Raw genomic sequence first — 17025 nt, 5'->3', positions numbered from 1 at the left:
CTTCGTCTCCTCCTCGCTGGGACGCGCCGACGAGGAGACGAAGTCGAACGAGGAGGGTTCAGCCGCGCCGCCGCCTGCGCCCGCCATCCCCGCCACCGCTCTGGGTGTTGAAGCTGACGTCGGGCAGCTGGACGATGGCGTTCAGGTTCGGGAAGGCCTCTACCGCATTCGGGATGGCGCTCGCGTTCACGAAATGCTCCTGAAAGCGCGGCTCGATGGCGGTCTCGATCTTGTGGATCTCGCGCACTGTGGCCTCGATCTCGGCCCGTGCCGCACGGTTCAGAAGTGCGATCCGCGCGCCCGTCCCGGCGGCGTTTCCGGCGGAGGAGACCTTGGCCAGCGGCACATCGGGGATCATTCCCAGGACCATCGCGTGTTTGGGGCTGATATGCGCGCCAAAGGCCCCGGCCAGGATGATCCGGTCCACCACGTCGACCCCGAACTTGTCCATCAGTAGCCGCGCGCCGGAGTAAAGTGCCGCCTTCGCCATCTGGATTTCCCGGATGTCGCGGTTGGTCACGGTGATCTTCGGCCCGCCCCCGGCCGACCCGTCATGCACCAGATAGGAATAGGTCCGCCCGTCAAGGAAAAGACGCTCCGACCCGGTCTGCTCCGGCGACCCGATCAGCCCCGCCGCATCGACGATCCCCGCCATCCGCATCTCGGCGACCATCTCGATGATGCCCGATCCGCAGATGCCGGTGACGCCCGTCGTAGCCGTGGCTTCAGAAAACCCCGGATCATCCGACCAGAGGTCGCTGCCGATCACCTTGAAGCGCGGCTCTTTCGTCACCGGGTCGATCTCAACCCGTTCGATCGCCCCAGGAGCCGCGCGCTGGCCTGACGATATCTGTGCCCCTTCAAAGGCGGGGCCAGTGGGTGAGGAGCACGCCAGGACTTTCGTCGTGTTGCCCAGCAGGATCTCGGCATTGGTGCCGACATCGACCACCAGCATCAGGTCTTCCGACTTGTCCGGCGCCTCTGACAGCGCCACGGCCGCCGCGTCCGCCCCCACATGGCCCGCGATGCAGGGAAGGAGGTACACCCGCGCTGCAGGGTGCAGGACGAGGTCCAGGTCTCGTGCCGTCAGCCGGAGCGCATTCGACGTGGCCAGCGCAAAGGGCGCCTGGCCGAGCTCGTAGGGGTCGATCCCGAGGAAGAGGTGATGCATCACCGGGTTGCAGACGAAGACCGAATCCATGATCAGCCCGCGGTCCACCCCGGCCTCTTCGCAAAGCTGGCCGAAGAGCGTGTTCATCGCGCCCCTGACCGCCGCCGTCATCTCGGCAGCACCCGAGGGGTTCATCATCGAATAGCTGACCCGGCTCATCAGGTCTTCGCCGAAGCGGATCTGCGGGTTCATCAGGCCCGATGAGGCCACCACCACCCCCGACCGAAGGTCGCAAAGGTGCCCGGCGATGGTCGTGGACCCAAGGTCCACCGCCACCCCGTAGATCGAGCCCTCATAAAGCCCCGGCCAGAGATGCATGATCCGCGGCGTATCGCTGGGGGCCACCTGATGCAGCGCGACGGTGACCTTCCACTCGCCCTTGCGCAAGGTTGGCTGCAGCATCGTCAGGACCGGCAGGTCGATGGTGACATCCTTGACGTCCCACTGTGTCCGCAGCGCGTCTGACAGACGCTCCAGATCGCCCGAGGGGTCATGCATGTCAGGCTCGGCCACCTCGACGAAATGCAGGCTGACCGAGGGGTCCATCCGGATTTCGCGCGCTTCCACGCGTTTGCGGACGACCTGCTTGTGGACCTGGGATTCGGGCGGCACGTCGATGACGACATCGCCCATCACCTTGGCCTGGCAGCCGAGCCTGCGCCCGGAGGTCAAGCCGCGGATGCGCTTGTAGCGGTCCTCGACCGCGTTCCATTCGCTGAGCGCATCCTGGCTGACGGTGACACCGTGCTTCGGAAACTCGCCATAGCCCGGCGTGATCTGGCATTTCGAACAGATGCCACGGCCGCCGCAGACCGAATCGAGGTCCACCCCCAGCTGCCGCGCAGCCGTCAGGACAGGCGTGCCCAGGGCGAACCTGCCCCGTTTGCCCGAGGGGGTGAAGATCACAAGTGCATCGTCGGTCATGTCGCTTCCAGGGCCCGGTCGTCTTCTGCGCTAAGCGGTTGTAAACCGCACGGTTGCAGTGGCAATGCCCGATTGCGGCAGGTGCGACACCTATTCCGGCACGCGCCGCTTGCGCTTCGCCGGTTGGGCGTCGATCAGCGTGATTTTCTGCCAGATCTTGCGCGACAGGCTCGATCCCAGAAGCTCGATATCGTTGACCGCGGAGGCAACTCCTTCGTCCGGCACGGCCTGAGAGTAAAGGGCCGCGAGCTTGCCGGTGATTGCCAGAAGCTCGGAGCAGTAGTCGAGATAGCGCGAGAGAGCCACGGCATCCATGTCGTGCGGGGGCGAGCTTTCGGTGGGGGTGAAATCGGGCGAGAGGGTCACCGGGTCCTTGGTCAGCTGGTGCATGTCGATGACATGGATGACCGAGCGGAGCGCATGAAGGCCCCGCGCCACCCGCTGCCGCTTGACCCGCGCCTCAAGCCGGACCAGCGCGACGAGTCCAAGCCCGGCCAGGAGGGCCGTGTTGATCGCGGCTTCGATGCTTTGGACCGAGCCGATCGCATCCCGTCCGACCTGATTGAGCGGGATGATCGATCCGACCCACAGAAAGACCGCCGCGCCCCCAAGGACCGTCAGCGCCAAAAGCCCACGAAGCCACCAGATCGGCGGGGCCAGCACTTGCACTTCGGCGCTGACCGACCGTGCCAGTGCCACGACCTCGCGCGCCACCTGCGCCAGACCCCGGTCGGGGAAACGCTCGACGATGCGGCGTTCCAGCCGTTCGGCGGTGGCGAGGATCTTGGCGGGGTCGAGACTGCGGAAGGGCATGCGCGTTCCATATCAGCCGGGCGCCAAATTTCTTCGAAGAAATTTGCAAATCTTTTCGAAAAGATTTGGCCCGGGCATCAGCCGTCGAGCGCCTTGAGAACCGACTCGGCCCCGGCGTCGGCGGGGAACATGAGCTCGATCTTCATGTCGGAAAGTCCGACCTCTTCTGCGCTGCCGAACTGGGCATAGGTGGAAAAGAGCGGCAGGCGCACCCCGTCCATACGGTAGATCGTGGGCAGGACCGCCCGGCCCGAGACGTGGGGTTGGAATGCCGTGATCGCGGGATCGGACATGAGTCTGGCAGCGGCCTGGTCGAGGGCGGCAATCCCACCAGCCCTGGCGCTTTCCGCCTTGAGCCGAAGCGCGGTGTGGTGGCCGACCTCGACCCAGTTCTCGATCAGCCGCGCGAAGACCGACGGATTGGCCAGCGCATCCAGAAGGCTTGCCCCTTCGGCAAAGCCTGCGGGGCCGAACAGCCGCTGCGCGGGGCGGTTCAGCGCGACGATCCGCCAGACCCGGTCGAGGATGACGGCCGGGTAGGGGGCGTGGCGGGTGATCGTCCAATCCATAGCTTGCCGGACGGTCGCCATCTCGGCGGCGTCAAGCGGTAGGGTCGGGAACTGTGGCGCGTAGCCAGCGGCGGTCAGCATCGTGTTCTGCTCGGCCTGGGGCAAGCCCAGAACCTCCGCCAGGCGCAGCACCATGCCACGGGACGGACGGGCGCGGCCGGTTTCTAGGAAAGCCAGATGGCGCGACGACACCTCGGCCTCGGTCGCAAGCTCAAGCTGGCTGAGCCGCCTTATGTGCCGCCAGTCTTTCAGGGATTGGGGGAAATCGCGCATCTGATCCTCCGCTTTCGGTGACCTTAGCCCGGTGACGGGCGCTTGGCACTTACCTCACAGGGAATTGGAATGCTTGCCTGCATCGGCTTTCTCTGGCCGCACTACAAAACAGGAGATGCACGATGACGTTTGAACAGAAAGCCCTGCGGCTCGCCGCATTTGTCGCGCTGATTGGCTTCAGCTTCCTTGGCGCCCTTTCGGCCTTTGCCCCGTTCTCGGGGCCCATTGGTGTTGTTCTTGACGCGGTCTTCTGGCCGCTTGACGGTGGGCAGGGTGCAGCGGCCAGCGAGACCCGGCTGCTTCTGGCCATCCTGGGTGGGATCACGCTTGGCTGGGGCGTGATGATCTGGCAGCTTGCGGGCGAACCGCTCGCGCGCGACCCCGGACTGATCCGCCCGATCATCCGTAACGCCATCGTGGCATGGTTCGTTCTGGACAGTACCGGATCGATCCTCGCCGGTGCGCCGATCAATGTAGCGGCCAACATGTTGATCCTGGCGATGTTTCTGGTACCGATGCAGCGGGGCCAGACACCGAAAACCGCCTGAGGATCAGGGGCCGCGGTCCAGCCAGTCCAGGATCGCGGCCCGGTCGCCGTCAAGCACCGGGGCAGCGGGGCGGCTTTCTGCCTCGGCCAGGGTCGACATCTTGATCGGGTTTCCGGGTGAGACAAAGGCCGGGCCACCGGGGCGGGGCGTGACCGGCAGAACCATATGCCGCGCCAGGATCTGGGGGTCTTTCAGCACTTCGCCCATATCCTGCACCCGCGCCGTGGGCAGGCCCGCGGCTTCAAATACCGCGATCCAGTGGGCGACGGGTTCGCCAAGGGTCACCGCCTCGATCAGACGCTTCAGGAGCGCGTGGTTCTGGCAGCGCGCGGCGTTGGTGGCAAAGCGCGGGTCCCTGGCGATGGTCAGGCCCAGCACATCGCAAAGCCGGGCGAACATCGCGTCGTTCCCGGCGGCGATCACCACAAAGCCGTCCGACGCGCGGTAGGTTGCAAAGGGCGTGATCGTCGGGTGCCTCGCGCCGGTACGGCCCGGCGGGACCCCGGTGGCCGACGCGATGGCCACCGCATGTTCCTGGATCGCGAGCTGCGCATCCAGCATCGCCACGTCGACGAACGCGCCCTCGCCGGTCTTTTCACGCTCATAAAGCGCCGCAAGGATCCCTTGCACCAGGAACATCCCCGCCGTGATATCGCCGATCGACGCGCCGACCCGGACGGGAGGGCCGTTCGACTCGCCCGTGATCGACATCACCCCGCCGCGCGCCTGCACAACCATGTCGTAGGCGGGCTTCCCGGCCTCGGGCCCGGTCTGCCCGAAGCCCGAGACGGCCGCGTAGATCAGCCGGGGGAGGCGGGTATGCAGCGCCTCCCAGCCATAGCCGAACCGCGCCATCACGCCGGGGCGGTAGTTCTCGATCAGCACATCCGCGCGAGCGAGGAGCCGGTCAAAGATCGCCCGGTCGGCAGGTGCCTTCAGGTCCAGCGCGATGGACTGCTTGCCCGCGTTCAACGTGGCGAAATAGGCGCTTTCGCCGGCCTTGAACGGAGGGAAAGCGCGGGTGTCGTCGCCGAGGCCCGGCCGTTCGACCTTGATCACCCGCGCGCCGAGGTCCTGCAGCGTGTGGCTGGCGAAGGGACCCGCCAGCACATGCGTCAGGTCCAGGATCGTGATGCCGTTCAGCGGGGCCATGTCGTCTCCTTTACCTGCGGCTTTCCCGGCCTCCATGACAGGCGCGCGAAGTCGGGGCGTTGACGCGGATCAAATCCGCCTCTACCTCGCGCCCATGGCACGCGCACCGCTTCTCCAGCTTTCCGGCATCTCGCTGACTTTCGGCGGCAATCCGATCTTTGATGATCTTTCCCTGACCGTCCAGCCCGGCGACCGGATCGCTTTGGTCGGCCGCAACGGCAGCGGCAAGTCCACGCTGATGAAGGTCATGGCAGGCCTCGCCGAGGCCGATCATGGCGCGCGGTCGGTGCCGCCAGGCATCACCGTGGGCTATATGGAGCAGGAGCCTGACCTCTCCCGCTTCGCCACACTGGGCGACTTCGCGGCCTCGGCCCTGCCGGAGGGCCAGGATTACCGTCTTGCCGTCGTGGCGGAAGGGCTGAAGTTCAACCCGGCCACCCCCGTCGCCACGGCCAGCGGGGGCGAACGCCGCCGTGCCGCCTTGGCCAAGCTTCTCGCCGAAGCGCCAGAGCTTATGCTGCTGGACGAACCTACCAACCATCTCGACATCCAGGCCATCGAATGGCTGGAAGCCGAGCTTTCCCAGACCCGCACTGCCTTCGTCCTCATCTCCCACGACCGCGCCTTCCTGCGCGCGCTTTCCCGCACGACGCTCTGGATCGACCGGGGCGAGGTTCGCCGCCGCGAGGCTGGGTTCGAGGGGTTCGAGGACTGGCGCGAGACCATCTGGACCGAGGAAGACGAGGCCCGCCACAAGCTTGACCGCAAGATCAAGGCCGAGGCGAAATGGGCGGTCGAGGGCATCTCGGCCCGCAGGAAGCGCAACATGGGCCGGGTCAGGGCGCTGCAGGCGCTTAGGGCTGACCGGGCGGCGCAGATCCGGCGGCAGGGGACGGCGGCGCTGCAGTTTGAAAGCGGGCCGACCTCAGGCCGGAAGGTGATCGAGGCAGAGGGGCTTTCCAAGGCCTATGGCGGCAAGACCATCGTCAGGGGCTTCTCGCTGCGCGTTCTGCGGGGCGACCGGGTGGCGTTCGTCGGGCCCAATGGGGTTGGAAAGACCACGCTTCTCAAGATGTTGACGGGCGAAGTTCAACCGGATCAGGGCAAGGTCACGCTGGGCACCAACCTTGAAATCGCGGTCTTCGACCAGACCCGCGCGCGGCTCGACCTGGAAGCAAGCCTTTGGGAGAACCTGACGGTCGATCCGCTCATGCGGGTTGCAGGCAGTTCGGATCAGGTCATGGTGCGGGGGCAGCCGAAACTTGTTGTCGCATATCTCAAGGACTTTCTCTTCGATGAGGCGCAGGCCCGCGCCCCGGTCCGCAGCCTTTCGGGGGGCGAGCGGGCGCGGCTTCTGCTGGCGAAGCTCATGGCGCAGCCCTCGAATCTGTTGATCCTCGACGAACCCACGAACGACCTTGACGTCGAGACACTGGACCTTCTGCAGGACATCCTGGGCGAGTACGACGGGACCGTGCTTCTGGTCAGCCACGACCGCGATTTCATCGACCGGATCGCCACCACGACCGTGGCCATGGAAGGCGGGGGCAGGGCGACCGTCTACCCCGGCGGCTGGTCGGACTATGCCGCTCAGCGTCCACAACCTGCTGAAGAAACAGTAAAACCCACTGCGAAACCCGGTTCTGCGACGCCAGCCAAGTCTGAACCCGCAACCCGCGTCAACGGTCTTTCCTTCACCGAAAAGAAGCGGCTTGAAGACCTGCCCGCGCTGATCGGGCGGCTGGAATCCGAGATCGGAAAGCTTTCCGCGCTCCTCGCCGACCCCGAGCTTTTCGCCCGCGAACCAGTGAAATTCCGCAAAGCGACCGAGGTGATGGCAGAGCGGCAAAAAGCATTGGAAGCTGCGGAAACCGAGTGGCTGGAACTCGCCGACCGGGCCTGAGTGGCAGCCGTGTCGGCGGAGTTTGGCGCGGCCGTGATCGCCTCTGGGCACGTTTCTGCCCTCACAGGTTGCTCGTAAACATTTGAAAAGCTCCAGAGGTTGCAAACCCGCGCCGGGACGCCCAGCCTATACGCATGCCGCAGCACTTGTCTCTGACAGCGGCGGCCTTCACAGGAGAAAAAAATGAAAACTATCGCAGCATTCATTGTCACCAGTGCCCTTGCCGTCCCGGCTTTTGCGGGTGGCCCGACGGTCGTCGAGCCGGAACCCGAGATCGTTCCGGTGGCTGAGCCTGTCGTTGCGCCCGGCATGGACTGGACAGGTCCTTACATCGGTGCGCAGCTTGGCTACGGGGATGTCGACTCGAACGGTGCGGGCCTTGACGGCTACGGCTGGCTTGGCGGTGTTCACGCGGGTTACCGTTGGGACTTCGGTCAGTTCGTCGCAGGCGCCGAGCTTGATTACGACACGGCCGACATCGACCTTGGCACGACCCTCGGCACGCTCGACGATGTCGCGCGGCTGAAGCTGATCGGCGGTGCCGAGTTCGGCAACAGCCTGATCTATGCCACCGCGGGTGCAGCCCAAGCCAGCGCGACCGTTGGCGGGGTGGACCTGTCGGACAACGGCTGGTTCCTGGGTGCCGGTGTCGATGTAGCAATCAACGAACGTTGGACCGTCGGTGGCGAGCTCATGCAGCACCAGTTCGACGACTTCGACGGTACGGGCGTCGATCTCGACGCCACCACAATCAAGGCCAAGGTCGGACTTCGGTTCTGATCCTGACCATTGCGGCGCGGTTTCCCTCCCGCGCCGCAAACTTCTTCTTGGGCGAGGATCGACGCACAAGCCGTTAATCAGGCTACCATTTTCCGCTGGCACCACCGCCCGACGACCTGCCCCCACCGAACCCCCCGCTGCTACCACCACCCCCGCCGCCACGATGGCGGTCGGCATGGCGCGCATCGCGGGCTTCGCGGCTGGAATAGCGGACGGAATAGGACTTGCGGTCGGTGAACCCGCAGGCGGAACAGGTCAGGTGCTGAAGGCCAAGGCCGGATTCCAGCCGGGTCGGGGGGCTGATGATCTCGTGGTTGCGCTCCAGCGTCAGCGCGCCGCAGTTGGGGCAGGTCCGCCGCGCCCTCCGGCTGCGCCAGATGCCCAGACCGGCAATCCCGGCGACAGCGGCAAAACCGGCCAGGCCCGTCAGGGCTGACGACGAGCCGTTCTCCTCTTCAAACCCGTCCGAGACGGTCACCGGCAGGCCTGCCTGGAAGGGCGCGATCAGGCGGTCGCGCGCCGAGGTGATGCCCGCCTCGATCCCCGCGGCAATGCGGCCTTCCCGAAGCTCGGGCAGGACTGCCGTCGACAGAACCCGCGCCGCGCGGCCGTCGTAGACCGGGTCATACCCGGCCCCGAGCGCAATCCGCGCCTCGCGCGCTTCGGTGTCGAGAAGGAGCATGATCCCGTCGTTGCGATCCGCCCCGCCGACGCCCCAGGCGTTGAAAAGCGCCTTGCCGTAGTCCTCCATCCGCATGCCACCTTGGGCGCCAAGGCCGGGCAGGGTGACGACGACCATCTGCACCCCGGTCGCATCACGGAGTTCGGTCAGGGTCCGGGTGATCCGGCCCTCTTCGGTGGCATCGAGCACATTGGCAAAGTCAGAGACGGTGTCGCTTTGCGGTTCGGGCAACGTCTGGGAAAATGCAGAGGTGGCAAAGGTCAGCGCTAAGGCAAGGGATCTGAGGAACATGATGCAAGCACTTCTTGTACTGTACTTGCAATCAACATGACATCTTCTTCACAACAGTCAAATGATCCAACCGTGACCCGGATCGCAAACCGCCCGTCAACCCGCGTCTGGGTAAGGTAAACCCGCCCATCGTCGTTGATCCGGTTCAACAGTGCCTCGGTCGCCGCATCGTCCTTCAGCGCAAAGGTGAAAAGCGAGAGCCGCGGCTCGGTCACGATCTCCACCCCCGGCAGCGCCGCCAGCCGATCCCGCGCCTTCAAAGCCCAGGCCACATGGTTCCTGATCCGCTGTCGCAGCCCCTCCAACCCATAGGCGCGCAGCACGAACCAGAGCTTCAGCGCCCGGAACCGGCGGCCCAGGGGCACGGTCCATTCGTTGAAGTTGACAATCTCCTCCCGCCCCGCCGTCTCCAGATAGGTGGGCCTCAGGCCCAGCGTCCTCACCTGCGCGCCCGGATCCTTCAGGAACTGCACCGAGCAGTCGAACTGCGCCCCGAGCCACTTGTGCGGGTTGAAGACGATCGAATCCGCCCCCTCGACGCCCGCCCAAAGCGCGCGAAACTCCGGACAGATCATCGCCGACCCCGCCCAGGCCGCGTCGACATGCACCGGCAGCCCTTCGGCCTTTGCCACCACGACGCAATCGGCAATCCGGTCGAAGGCCCCCACGCTTGTCCCCCCCGCACAAAGGATCACCCCCGCCGGCATCAGCCCCGCCGCCCGGTCCGCAGCGATCGCCGCCCTAAGCGCCGCACCCGTCATCGACCGGTTCGCGTCCGTCGCCACCTTCACCAGGTTCGCCTGCCCGATCCCCGCCACCCTTATCGCCTTGTCGACCGAGGAATGCGTCTCGGCGCTGGCATAGAAGCGCAAGACCGGCCCACCCGCCAACCCCTCGGCCAGCCCCCGCCATCCTAGCGCCTGCTCGCGCATCGTGAGGACCGCCGACAGCGTCGCCGACGTCGCCGAATCGTGGATCGTCCCGGTGAAATCCGCAGGCAGCGCCAGGGCCTGCCGGAGCCAGTCGATCATGACCTGCTCGACTTCGGTCGCGGCCGGAGAGGTCTGCCAGATCAGCGCGTTGCACGCCATCGCATTGACCAGCTGTTCGGCCAGCATGGATGCGGGGGCCGCGTTCGCCGGGAAGTAAGCGAAGAACCGCGGGTGCTGCCAATGCGTCATGCCGCCCGGCACGATCCGCTCGAAATCCGCCCAGATCGCCTCCATCGGCTCGGCTGCCTCGGGCGGGCCGGGGGGCAACTGCCGCGCGACTGCGCCGGGCACCAGAGGCGCACGCACCGGCCGGTCGCGCAGGGTCGCGTGATAGTCCGCGGCCCAATCCGCCGCCCGCTTCGACCAGTGCCGCAGCTCTTCGTGATCCATGCCTGCCTCCCGTTCCGGCCGCAAGAAGGCACGCAAATGCTGCGGCGACAAGGGATTTCCGCCGATATGACACCCTTGCGTCTTGTTCCGGCCATGACGAAAACTTAAGCTTTTGCGCACAAAACTATGACGCTGCGCAGAAAGTAAGAGGTTCCCATGTCGCTGACCCGCCGAGCCGCCCTTCTGGGCCTGACCGCAGCCGTCCTTTCCGCCTGCGTCGGCGGTGGAACCTTCATGACCGAATACGATCGGCTGTCGCCTGAGGTCACCCGCACCTGGCGCCTGGCTGAGGTCAGGGTTGACGTTCCCCGCAGCCTTGTGGTGTCCGAGGCGAAGACGCTTCTTCCCACCGCCGACATCGTCTGGCGCGAGGATCCGCTGGGTGACCGCTACGACCAGGTGGGCAAGATCATCGAGGCGGCAGTGCTGCGCGGGGGTCAGGGCTTGCGGGGTTCGCGCCCCGTCATCATCTCGATCACCGTCACGCGCTTCCATGCCCTCACGTTCGAGGCAGAGCTCAGGGACCAGGACTGGGGCGTTCACAACGTCGACTTCATCGCCCAGGTTCTTGACGCGCGCTCGGGCGAGGTGCTGGTTCCCGCCACCACGATCCGCGCCGAAACGCCCGCCTATTCGGGCGAACGGATGCGCGAGGCGCGCCGCAAGGGGATCACGCAGAAGTCGATGATCACGAACCATGTCGCGAATACCGTTGCGGGGTGGCTCGCGATCGGCCAGGACAACCGCGGCGAATTCAGCCGTCAGGGGAACTGACCCCGCCCGACCGTCCAGCTGCGACGGTTCAGCCATGGCCTCCCCTCCCCCCGGTGGGGAGGGGCCGGGGGTGGGGGGCTACGCGAGGGTAGCCTGCACCTTCTTCGGCAGCCCCGCGCGGATCAGCGCGTAGGATGTCGCGATCCGCTCCCGCATCTCGTCGTCGCTCACCACGCCAAACGGAATCCGCGCCCATGAGGCATGCAGGTACGGCGCCCGGATCGCCCGGCCGGTCTCGATCAGAAGCCGCGCCGTATCGGCATGATCGGTCTTGACCGAAACGCCGTCGCCCGTCTGGCCGATGATCGCGAACATCTTGCCGCCCACTTTCCAGCAGTCGTGATCCGGGCCGAAGGGCTGGCTCACCTCGGCCCCCGGGAAGGTGGCACACCAGGCGTTGACGAAAGCGCGGTCCTGCATGGCAGAAATACCTTGGCGGCAGGCGATCAGATGTGTATTTGTCTCATCCATGACGACGTTGCGCAACATCCGCATCTGCTGCATTACCCGCTGACTTCGGTCGCGCGGGCGCTTCGTCATTCCCATCCGGATGAAAAAGCCAGTCCCGCGCGGGGTATGCCTGCGTGCAATTTGGGACGACTGACATGGTGACCATTCGCCTGACCAACACGAAGACCCGGACGAAAGAGACTTTCGTGCCGCTCGACCCGTCGAATGTGCGGATGTATGTCTGCGGCCCCACCGTCTATGACCGCGCCCATATCGGCAATGCCCGACCCGTGATCGTCTTCGACGTGCTCTACCGGCTTTTGCGCCATGTTTATGGGGCCGATCACGTCACCTATGTCCGCAACATCACCGACGTCGACGACAAGATCAACGCCGAGGCTTTGCGGCGCCAGAAGGCAGGCTCGCCCGGGACGCTGGAGGAGTTGATCCATGAGCGGGCCGAGGAGACCATTGCCTGGTATGGGGCCGACATGGACGCACTCGGTGCGTTGCGCCCAAGCTTTGAGCCGCGGGCGACGGAATACATCGCCCAGATGGTGGCGATGAATGCGGACCTCATTGCAAAGGGCCACGCGTATGAGGCCAACGGCCATGTGCTCTTCCGGGTGCGGTCCTATGAAGGTTACGGCAAGCTCTCGGGGCGGTCGGTCGACGACATGATCGCGGGTGCGAGGGTGGAGGTGGCACCCTTCAAGGAAGACCCGATGGACTTTGTCCTCTGGAAGCCGTCCTCGGGGCAGGAACCGGGCTGGGAGTCTCCCTGGGGCAAGGGCCGCCCCGGCTGGCACATCGAATGCTCGGCCATGAGCCATGAACTGCTGGGCGAGTCCTTCGACATCCACGGCGGCGGGCTCGACCTGCAATTCCCGCATCATGAGAACGAGATCGCCCAATCTGCCTGCGCCCATCCGCAGGCGGAATTCGCCCGCTATTGGCTGCACAACGAGATGCTGCAGGTCGAGGGCAAGAAGATGTCCAAGTCTCTGGGCAACTTCTTCACTGTGCGGGACTTGCTGGATCAGGGTATACCGGGCGAGGTGATCCGGTTCGTGTTCCTGATGACGCATTATCGCAGCCCTATGGACTGGACGGCAGAGAAGGCGCGGCAGGCAAGGAAGTCGCTTGACTGGCTTTATTCGGTTGTTGGCGAGATGGAGCTTGATGACCGTTGGCCAGCCGACCCAAATGTAGTCGCGGCCCTTGCGGACGATTTGAACACATCCCTCGCGCTGACCGAGCTGCTGAAGCGGGCCGAGACCATTCGGCCGTCCGGCCATCCCGACGCAGATGGCGATGATCAAGCAGCAGCTGCAGAACTGAAGCGTACGGCGCATCTTCTTGGTTTGTTGAGCGTTTCCGAAAGTGAATGGCTTGGCTTAACAACCGGTGGCCTTGATTTGGGACCACTCGTCGCTCGACTGAGTTCACTGCGTAGCTCCGCCATGATCACCAAAGACTTCTCAGCCGTCGATGCTCTAAAATCCGCCCTGACCGATGCAGGCGTCGAGGTGCGGATGTCCAAGTCAGGCGTGGAGCTTGTCCCCGGCCCCGACTTCGACCGGGCCAAGCTGGAGGCGCTCCGATGACCCCCCGCGCCACAAATTTCTTAAGTAAGAAATTTGGCAAAATCCTTACTCAAGGATTTTGGTGCCCCGCATGGTCGTCAAAGATTGAGAGTAGGTTAACACTGACCTATAACTTATTAAAATCGCTTGCACTTCCAAGCGTAACGCTGAGTTACGCGCAGCCCGGACCCCACCTATGACCCGCGAACGCCTCTATCTCTTCGACACGACCCTTAGGGACGGCCAGCAGACCCAGGGCGTCCAGTTCTCGGTGCCCGAAAAGGTCCAGATCGCCCAGGCCCTCGACCGGCTCGGGGTCGACCACATCGAGGGCGGCTGGCCCGGCGCCAACCCGACCGACAGCGAGTTCTTCGCGGCCCCCCCGAAAACCCGCGCCACCCTGACCGCCTTCGGGATGACCAAACGGGTCGGCCGGTCCGCCGAGAACGACGATGTCCTCGCTGCCGTTCTGAACGCCGAAACCCCCGCCGTCTGCCTCGTCGGCAAGACCCACGACTTCCACGTCACCACCGCCCTCGGCGTGACCCTCGACGAGAACCGCGAAGCCATCGCCGCCTCGATCAGCCACCTCGTCACCAAAGGCCGCGAACCCCTCTTCGACGCCGAGCACTTCTTCGACGGCTACCGCGCCAACCCCGCTTATGCCCTCAGTTGCCTCCACGCCGCCCAGGATGCCGGGGCGAGGTGGATCGTCCTTTGCGACACCAACGGCGGCACGCTTCCGTCCGAAGTCGGGCGGGTCGTGACCGAGGTCATCGCCGCCGGTATCCCCGGCGACCGGCTCGGCATCCACTGCCACGACGACACCGGGAATGCCGTCGCCAATTCCCTCGCGGCCGTCGAGGCAGGGGCGCGCCAGATCCAGGGCACGCTCAACGGCCTCGGCGAGCGCTGCGGCAACGCGAACCTGACCACGCTGATCCCCACGCTGCTCCTGAAGGAACCCTACGCCAGCCGGTTCGAGACCGGCGTCACCTGCGAGGCGCTGGCGGGTCTCCTCAAGACCAGCCGGATGCTCGACGACATCCTGAACCGGGTGCCGCTACGCTCGGCCCCCTACGTCGGCGCAAGTGCCTTCGCCCACAAGGCGGGCCTCCACGCGAGTGCCATCCTGAAGGACCCCACCACCTACGAACACATCGACCCGAGCCTGGTCGGCAACGAACGGGTCATCCCGATGTCGAACCAGGCAGGCCAGTCGAACCTCCGCGCCCGCCTCGCCGCCGCAGGGATCGCGGTCGACCCGAAGGACGTTCGGCTGGGCCGGATCATCGAGGTGGTGAAGGAGCGCGAGGATCAGGGCTACGCCTATGACGGTGCGCAGGCCTCGTTCGAGCTGGTCGCAAGGCGCGAGCTGGGGCTTTGTCCGGAGTTCTTCGAGGTCAAGCGCTACCGGGTGACGGTGGAGCGGCGGAAGAACAAGTACGACCGGATGATCTCGCTTTCCGAGGCGGTCGTGGTGGTCAAGATCGGCGATCAGAAGATGATGTCGGTCAGCGACAGCATGGACGAGGCGGGCAGCGACCGAGGGCCGGTGAACGCCTTGTCGAAGGCGCTCGCCAAGGACCTTGGGCCGTATCAGGACTGCATCGACGACATGAAACTCGTCGACTTCAAGGTCCGCATCACCAACGGAGGCACCGAGGCTGTGACCCGGGTCATCATCGACAGCGAAGACGGGCAGGGCCGCCGCTGGTCGACCGTAGGGGTCAGCGCCAACATCGTCGATGCCTCGTTCGAGGCGCTGCTGGATGCGATCCAGTGGAAGCTGATCCGTGACATCGGGGCGCCGAAGTGACGATTGCCGCCTGCGCGGAACTGGTCGAACGTGGCGACCCGGACCGGTTCCTGGCGGTGATGGCGGCTCCGGTCGGGGCGCGGGCGCAGCTTTTGCCGCTTTACGCCTTCAACCTGGAAGTCGCCCGCGCGCCCTGGGTGACCGAGGAGCCGCTGATCGCCGAGATGCGGCTCCAGTGGTGGCGGGATGTCGTCGCCAATGCGGCCTCGGGTGCGGCGCGGGCGCATGAGGTGGCGGGGCCGCTCCATGATCTGATCCGGGATTTTGGCCTGCCTATCGAGGTGCTGGACCGCCTGATCGACGCCCGACGCTGGGATGTTCACCGCGAACCCCATGCTGACGGGGCGGCGCTGGAGGCTTATCTGGAGGCAACGGGTGCTGGGCTGATGTGGCTTGCCGCCCGCGCGCTTGGTGCGCCGGACGGGGCGGAGGAACCCGTCCGCGCTTACGGTTGGGCGGCTGCGGCGGCGGGCTATCTACGGGCGATCCCCGAGCTTGAGGCGCGAGGTCGGCAGCCGTTGCCGGTGGGCCTGACGTCCACCGATCTGGCGCGGCAGGGGCTGGAGAAGCTCCGCGCCGCGCGGATGAGCCGGAAAGCCGTGCCCAAAGAAATCGCTCCGGCGCTGCTGGCCGGGTGGCAGACGGAAGCCCTGCTGCGCCAGGCGGCGGCTGCACCGGAACCGGTCAGCCTGCAGCTCTCGGAGTTCAGCCGACGCGGGCGGCTTCTGTGGCAGGCCTTTACTGGCCGGTGGTAGGCGCTTCAGGCGATCTCGACCCAGACGGCATGGTGATCCGACGCCGCATGGATCGGCTTTTCCAGCTCCGGATAGGTCTCCCAGAGCTTCGTCCTGACCCCCGGCCAGGCGCCTTTGCGGAAGATGCCGCCGGTCTGCATCCGGTCCCAGAGCGCATCGGACAAGAGGATATGGTCGATGTGGGACGACTTCGTCCCAAGCTCGCGCGTGCCGGGGCGGTCGGGGGGTGAGAAGCTGTAGCCGGGATGGCTGCTGGCCGGACGCAGGTTGGGATGCGCAAAAAGCGGCTGCAAAGGCGCGCTGTCGGGGGTGTCGTTGAGGTCGCCCAGAACGACGATGTTCTGCGCGCCCTCGGACAGAAGCCGCTTCACATAGCCCGCAATGGCCGTCGCTTCACGGAGCCGCTTGGCATCGTTGTCGCGCTGGGTGCCGAAGCCTTTCGACTTCAGATGGCAGGGCAGGACCCACACCACTTCGCCGTCGGGCGTGGTGACCTGATACTCCGGGCAGTCGCGGGAGAACACCGTGTTGCCCGGCAAGCCTTCATTCACGTGGCTGCGCATGAGGCCGATCTCATGGCCGGGGGCGGCGAGCAGTGCCACGTCGATGCCGCGTTCGTCGTTGCCATCGATCAGCATCAGGCCCTCGAAGGGCTCTCCCCCCGCGGGCTCAAGGACATCCTTGTTGAACTGGCGGAGGGCAGGGCGGTGCTCGGCCTCCACGACGCAAAGAATGTCAGCCCGAAGATCGCGGATCACCTGCGCCGTGTTGCGGATGGCGATGGCGTTGATCGGCTCGGTCACCAGTTCCACGCCACCGATCCAGTCTGCCCGGCCCGAAGCCACGACCACGACCGGCCCGTTCTGCGGCCGCTTGACCAGCGCCCCGCGGTTGCGGCGCAGGCGGACGAAGCGGCCTTCGTCGTTGTCCAGAATGCCGAGCGTCTCCATCAGCCGCAGGATGCTGGCTTTGTCGGCATCGCTGTAGTTGGGTTTTTCCAGAAGGTCCGTTAGCTCGGCGAAGGCCTCGAGCACCGGGCGGCCATCGGCCCAGTCCGGCAGGTTCATGATCCGGGCGCGGTTGAAAAGGTTTTCGACGTTGAAAGCGGCAATGCGCATGGGGCACCTGAATGGCTGGTGGAAAGGGATACAAT

At 65.6% G+C, this 17025-nt stretch carries 15 protein-coding genes; 7 read left to right on the top strand and 8 right to left on the bottom strand.

The genetic code is table 11. The features are described 5' to 3' along the window. Window positions 1-58 precede the first annotated feature (58 nt). The 3 genes from ACRCSW_RS00230 to ACRCSW_RS00220 form a co-directional block, all read right to left on the bottom strand. Window positions 59-2095, bottom strand: a complete 2037-nt coding sequence (locus ACRCSW_RS00230) for an ASKHA domain-containing protein (RefSeq protein WP_438701988.1) — start codon at window positions 2093-2095, stop codon at window positions 59-61. A 90-nt stretch (window positions 2096-2185) separates the two neighbouring features. After that, on the bottom strand, window positions 2186-2908 hold the full coding sequence (locus ACRCSW_RS00225; RefSeq protein ID WP_438701987.1) for a hypothetical protein: 723 nt from the start codon (window positions 2906-2908) through the stop codon (window positions 2186-2188). Window positions 2909-2985: 77 nt separating this feature from the next. Continuing rightward, the gene (locus tag ACRCSW_RS00220) at window positions 2986-3750 is read right to left on the bottom strand and encodes an MmyB family transcriptional regulator (RefSeq protein ID WP_438701986.1); all 765 of its coding nucleotides are present in this window, start codon (window positions 3748-3750) and stop codon (window positions 2986-2988) included. Between the two features lie 122 nt (window positions 3751-3872). Here ACRCSW_RS00220 and ACRCSW_RS00215 point away from each other — a divergent pair, with 122 nt between their 5' ends. Next, window positions 3873-4298, top strand: a complete 426-nt coding sequence (locus ACRCSW_RS00215; RefSeq protein ID WP_438701985.1) for a hypothetical protein — start codon at window positions 3873-3875, stop codon at window positions 4296-4298. A gap of 3 nt (window positions 4299-4301) precedes the next feature. Here ACRCSW_RS00215 and ACRCSW_RS00210 read toward each other — a convergent pair whose 3' ends face one another. Beyond that, window positions 4302-5450 carry a CaiB/BaiF CoA transferase family protein gene (locus tag ACRCSW_RS00210; protein ID WP_438701984.1) on the bottom strand — a complete coding sequence of 383 codons (1149 nt, stop codon included), beginning with the start codon at window positions 5448-5450 and terminating at the stop codon, window positions 4302-4304. 94 nt (window positions 5451-5544) lie between these two features. Here ACRCSW_RS00210 and ACRCSW_RS00205 point away from each other — a divergent pair, with 94 nt between their 5' ends. After that, entirely contained in the window at window positions 5545-7353 is a 1809-nt protein-coding gene (locus ACRCSW_RS00205) for an ABC-F family ATP-binding cassette domain-containing protein (RefSeq protein ID WP_438701983.1), read from the top strand. A gap of 183 nt (window positions 7354-7536) precedes the next feature. Then, complete coding sequence (locus ACRCSW_RS00200) at window positions 7537-8133, top strand: outer membrane protein (protein WP_438701982.1); 597 nt, start codon at window positions 7537-7539, stop codon at window positions 8131-8133. Between the two features lie 82 nt (window positions 8134-8215). Here the strand turns inward: ACRCSW_RS00200 and ACRCSW_RS00195 are convergent, their stop codons facing one another. Further along, entirely contained in the window at window positions 8216-9106 is an 891-nt protein-coding gene (locus ACRCSW_RS00195; protein WP_438701981.1) for a TPM domain-containing protein, read from the bottom strand. Beyond that, window positions 9082-10488: a pyridoxal phosphate-dependent decarboxylase family protein gene (locus ACRCSW_RS00190; protein ID WP_438701980.1), complete on the bottom strand. Its 1407-nt coding sequence runs from the start codon at window positions 10486-10488 to the stop codon at window positions 9082-9084. Before ACRCSW_RS00190 ends, ACRCSW_RS00195 begins: the two co-directional genes overlap by 25 nt. Before the next feature lie 156 nt (window positions 10489-10644). Between ACRCSW_RS00190 and ACRCSW_RS00185 the strand changes: the two genes are divergently transcribed. Continuing rightward, complete coding sequence (locus tag ACRCSW_RS00185) at window positions 10645-11262, top strand: DUF6778 family protein (RefSeq protein WP_438701979.1); 618 nt, start codon at window positions 10645-10647, stop codon at window positions 11260-11262. Window positions 11263-11340: 78 nt separating this feature from the next. Here ACRCSW_RS00185 and ACRCSW_RS00180 read toward each other — a convergent pair whose 3' ends face one another. Continuing rightward, window positions 11341-11751: an MmcQ/YjbR family DNA-binding protein gene (locus ACRCSW_RS00180; protein ID WP_438701978.1), complete on the bottom strand. Its 411-nt coding sequence runs from the start codon at window positions 11749-11751 to the stop codon at window positions 11341-11343. Window positions 11752-11867: 116 nt separating this feature from the next. Between ACRCSW_RS00180 and cysS the strand changes: the two genes are divergently transcribed. The 3 genes from cysS to ACRCSW_RS00165 all read left to right on the top strand — a co-directional run bounded on the left by cysS (window position 11868) and on the right by ACRCSW_RS00165 (window position 15872). Further along, window positions 11868-13319, top strand: coding sequence for a cysteine--tRNA ligase (gene cysS, locus ACRCSW_RS00175; protein ID WP_438701977.1), 1452 nt, complete (start codon window positions 11868-11870; stop codon window positions 13317-13319). 175 nt (window positions 13320-13494) lie between these two features. After that, window positions 13495-15117, top strand: a complete 1623-nt coding sequence (gene cimA, locus ACRCSW_RS00170) for a citramalate synthase (protein WP_438701976.1) — start codon at window positions 13495-13497, stop codon at window positions 15115-15117. Then, complete coding sequence (locus ACRCSW_RS00165) at window positions 15114-15872, top strand: squalene/phytoene synthase family protein (protein ID WP_438701975.1); 759 nt, start codon at window positions 15114-15116, stop codon at window positions 15870-15872. The genes cimA and ACRCSW_RS00165 overlap by 4 nt, the downstream gene beginning before the upstream one ends. A 5-nt stretch (window positions 15873-15877) precedes the next feature. Here ACRCSW_RS00165 and ACRCSW_RS00160 read toward each other — a convergent pair whose 3' ends face one another. After that, complete coding sequence (locus ACRCSW_RS00160) at window positions 15878-16990, bottom strand: endonuclease/exonuclease/phosphatase family protein (RefSeq protein WP_438701974.1); 1113 nt, start codon at window positions 16988-16990, stop codon at window positions 15878-15880. Between the last annotated feature and the right edge of the window lie 35 nt (window positions 16991-17025).

This window comes from Tabrizicola sp. (assembly GCF_051645465.1).
In the GTDB taxonomy this organism is placed as follows: domain Bacteria; phylum Pseudomonadota; class Alphaproteobacteria; order Rhodobacterales; family Rhodobacteraceae; genus Tabrizicola.
This window is presented reverse-complemented; position numbering and strand designations above follow the sequence as displayed.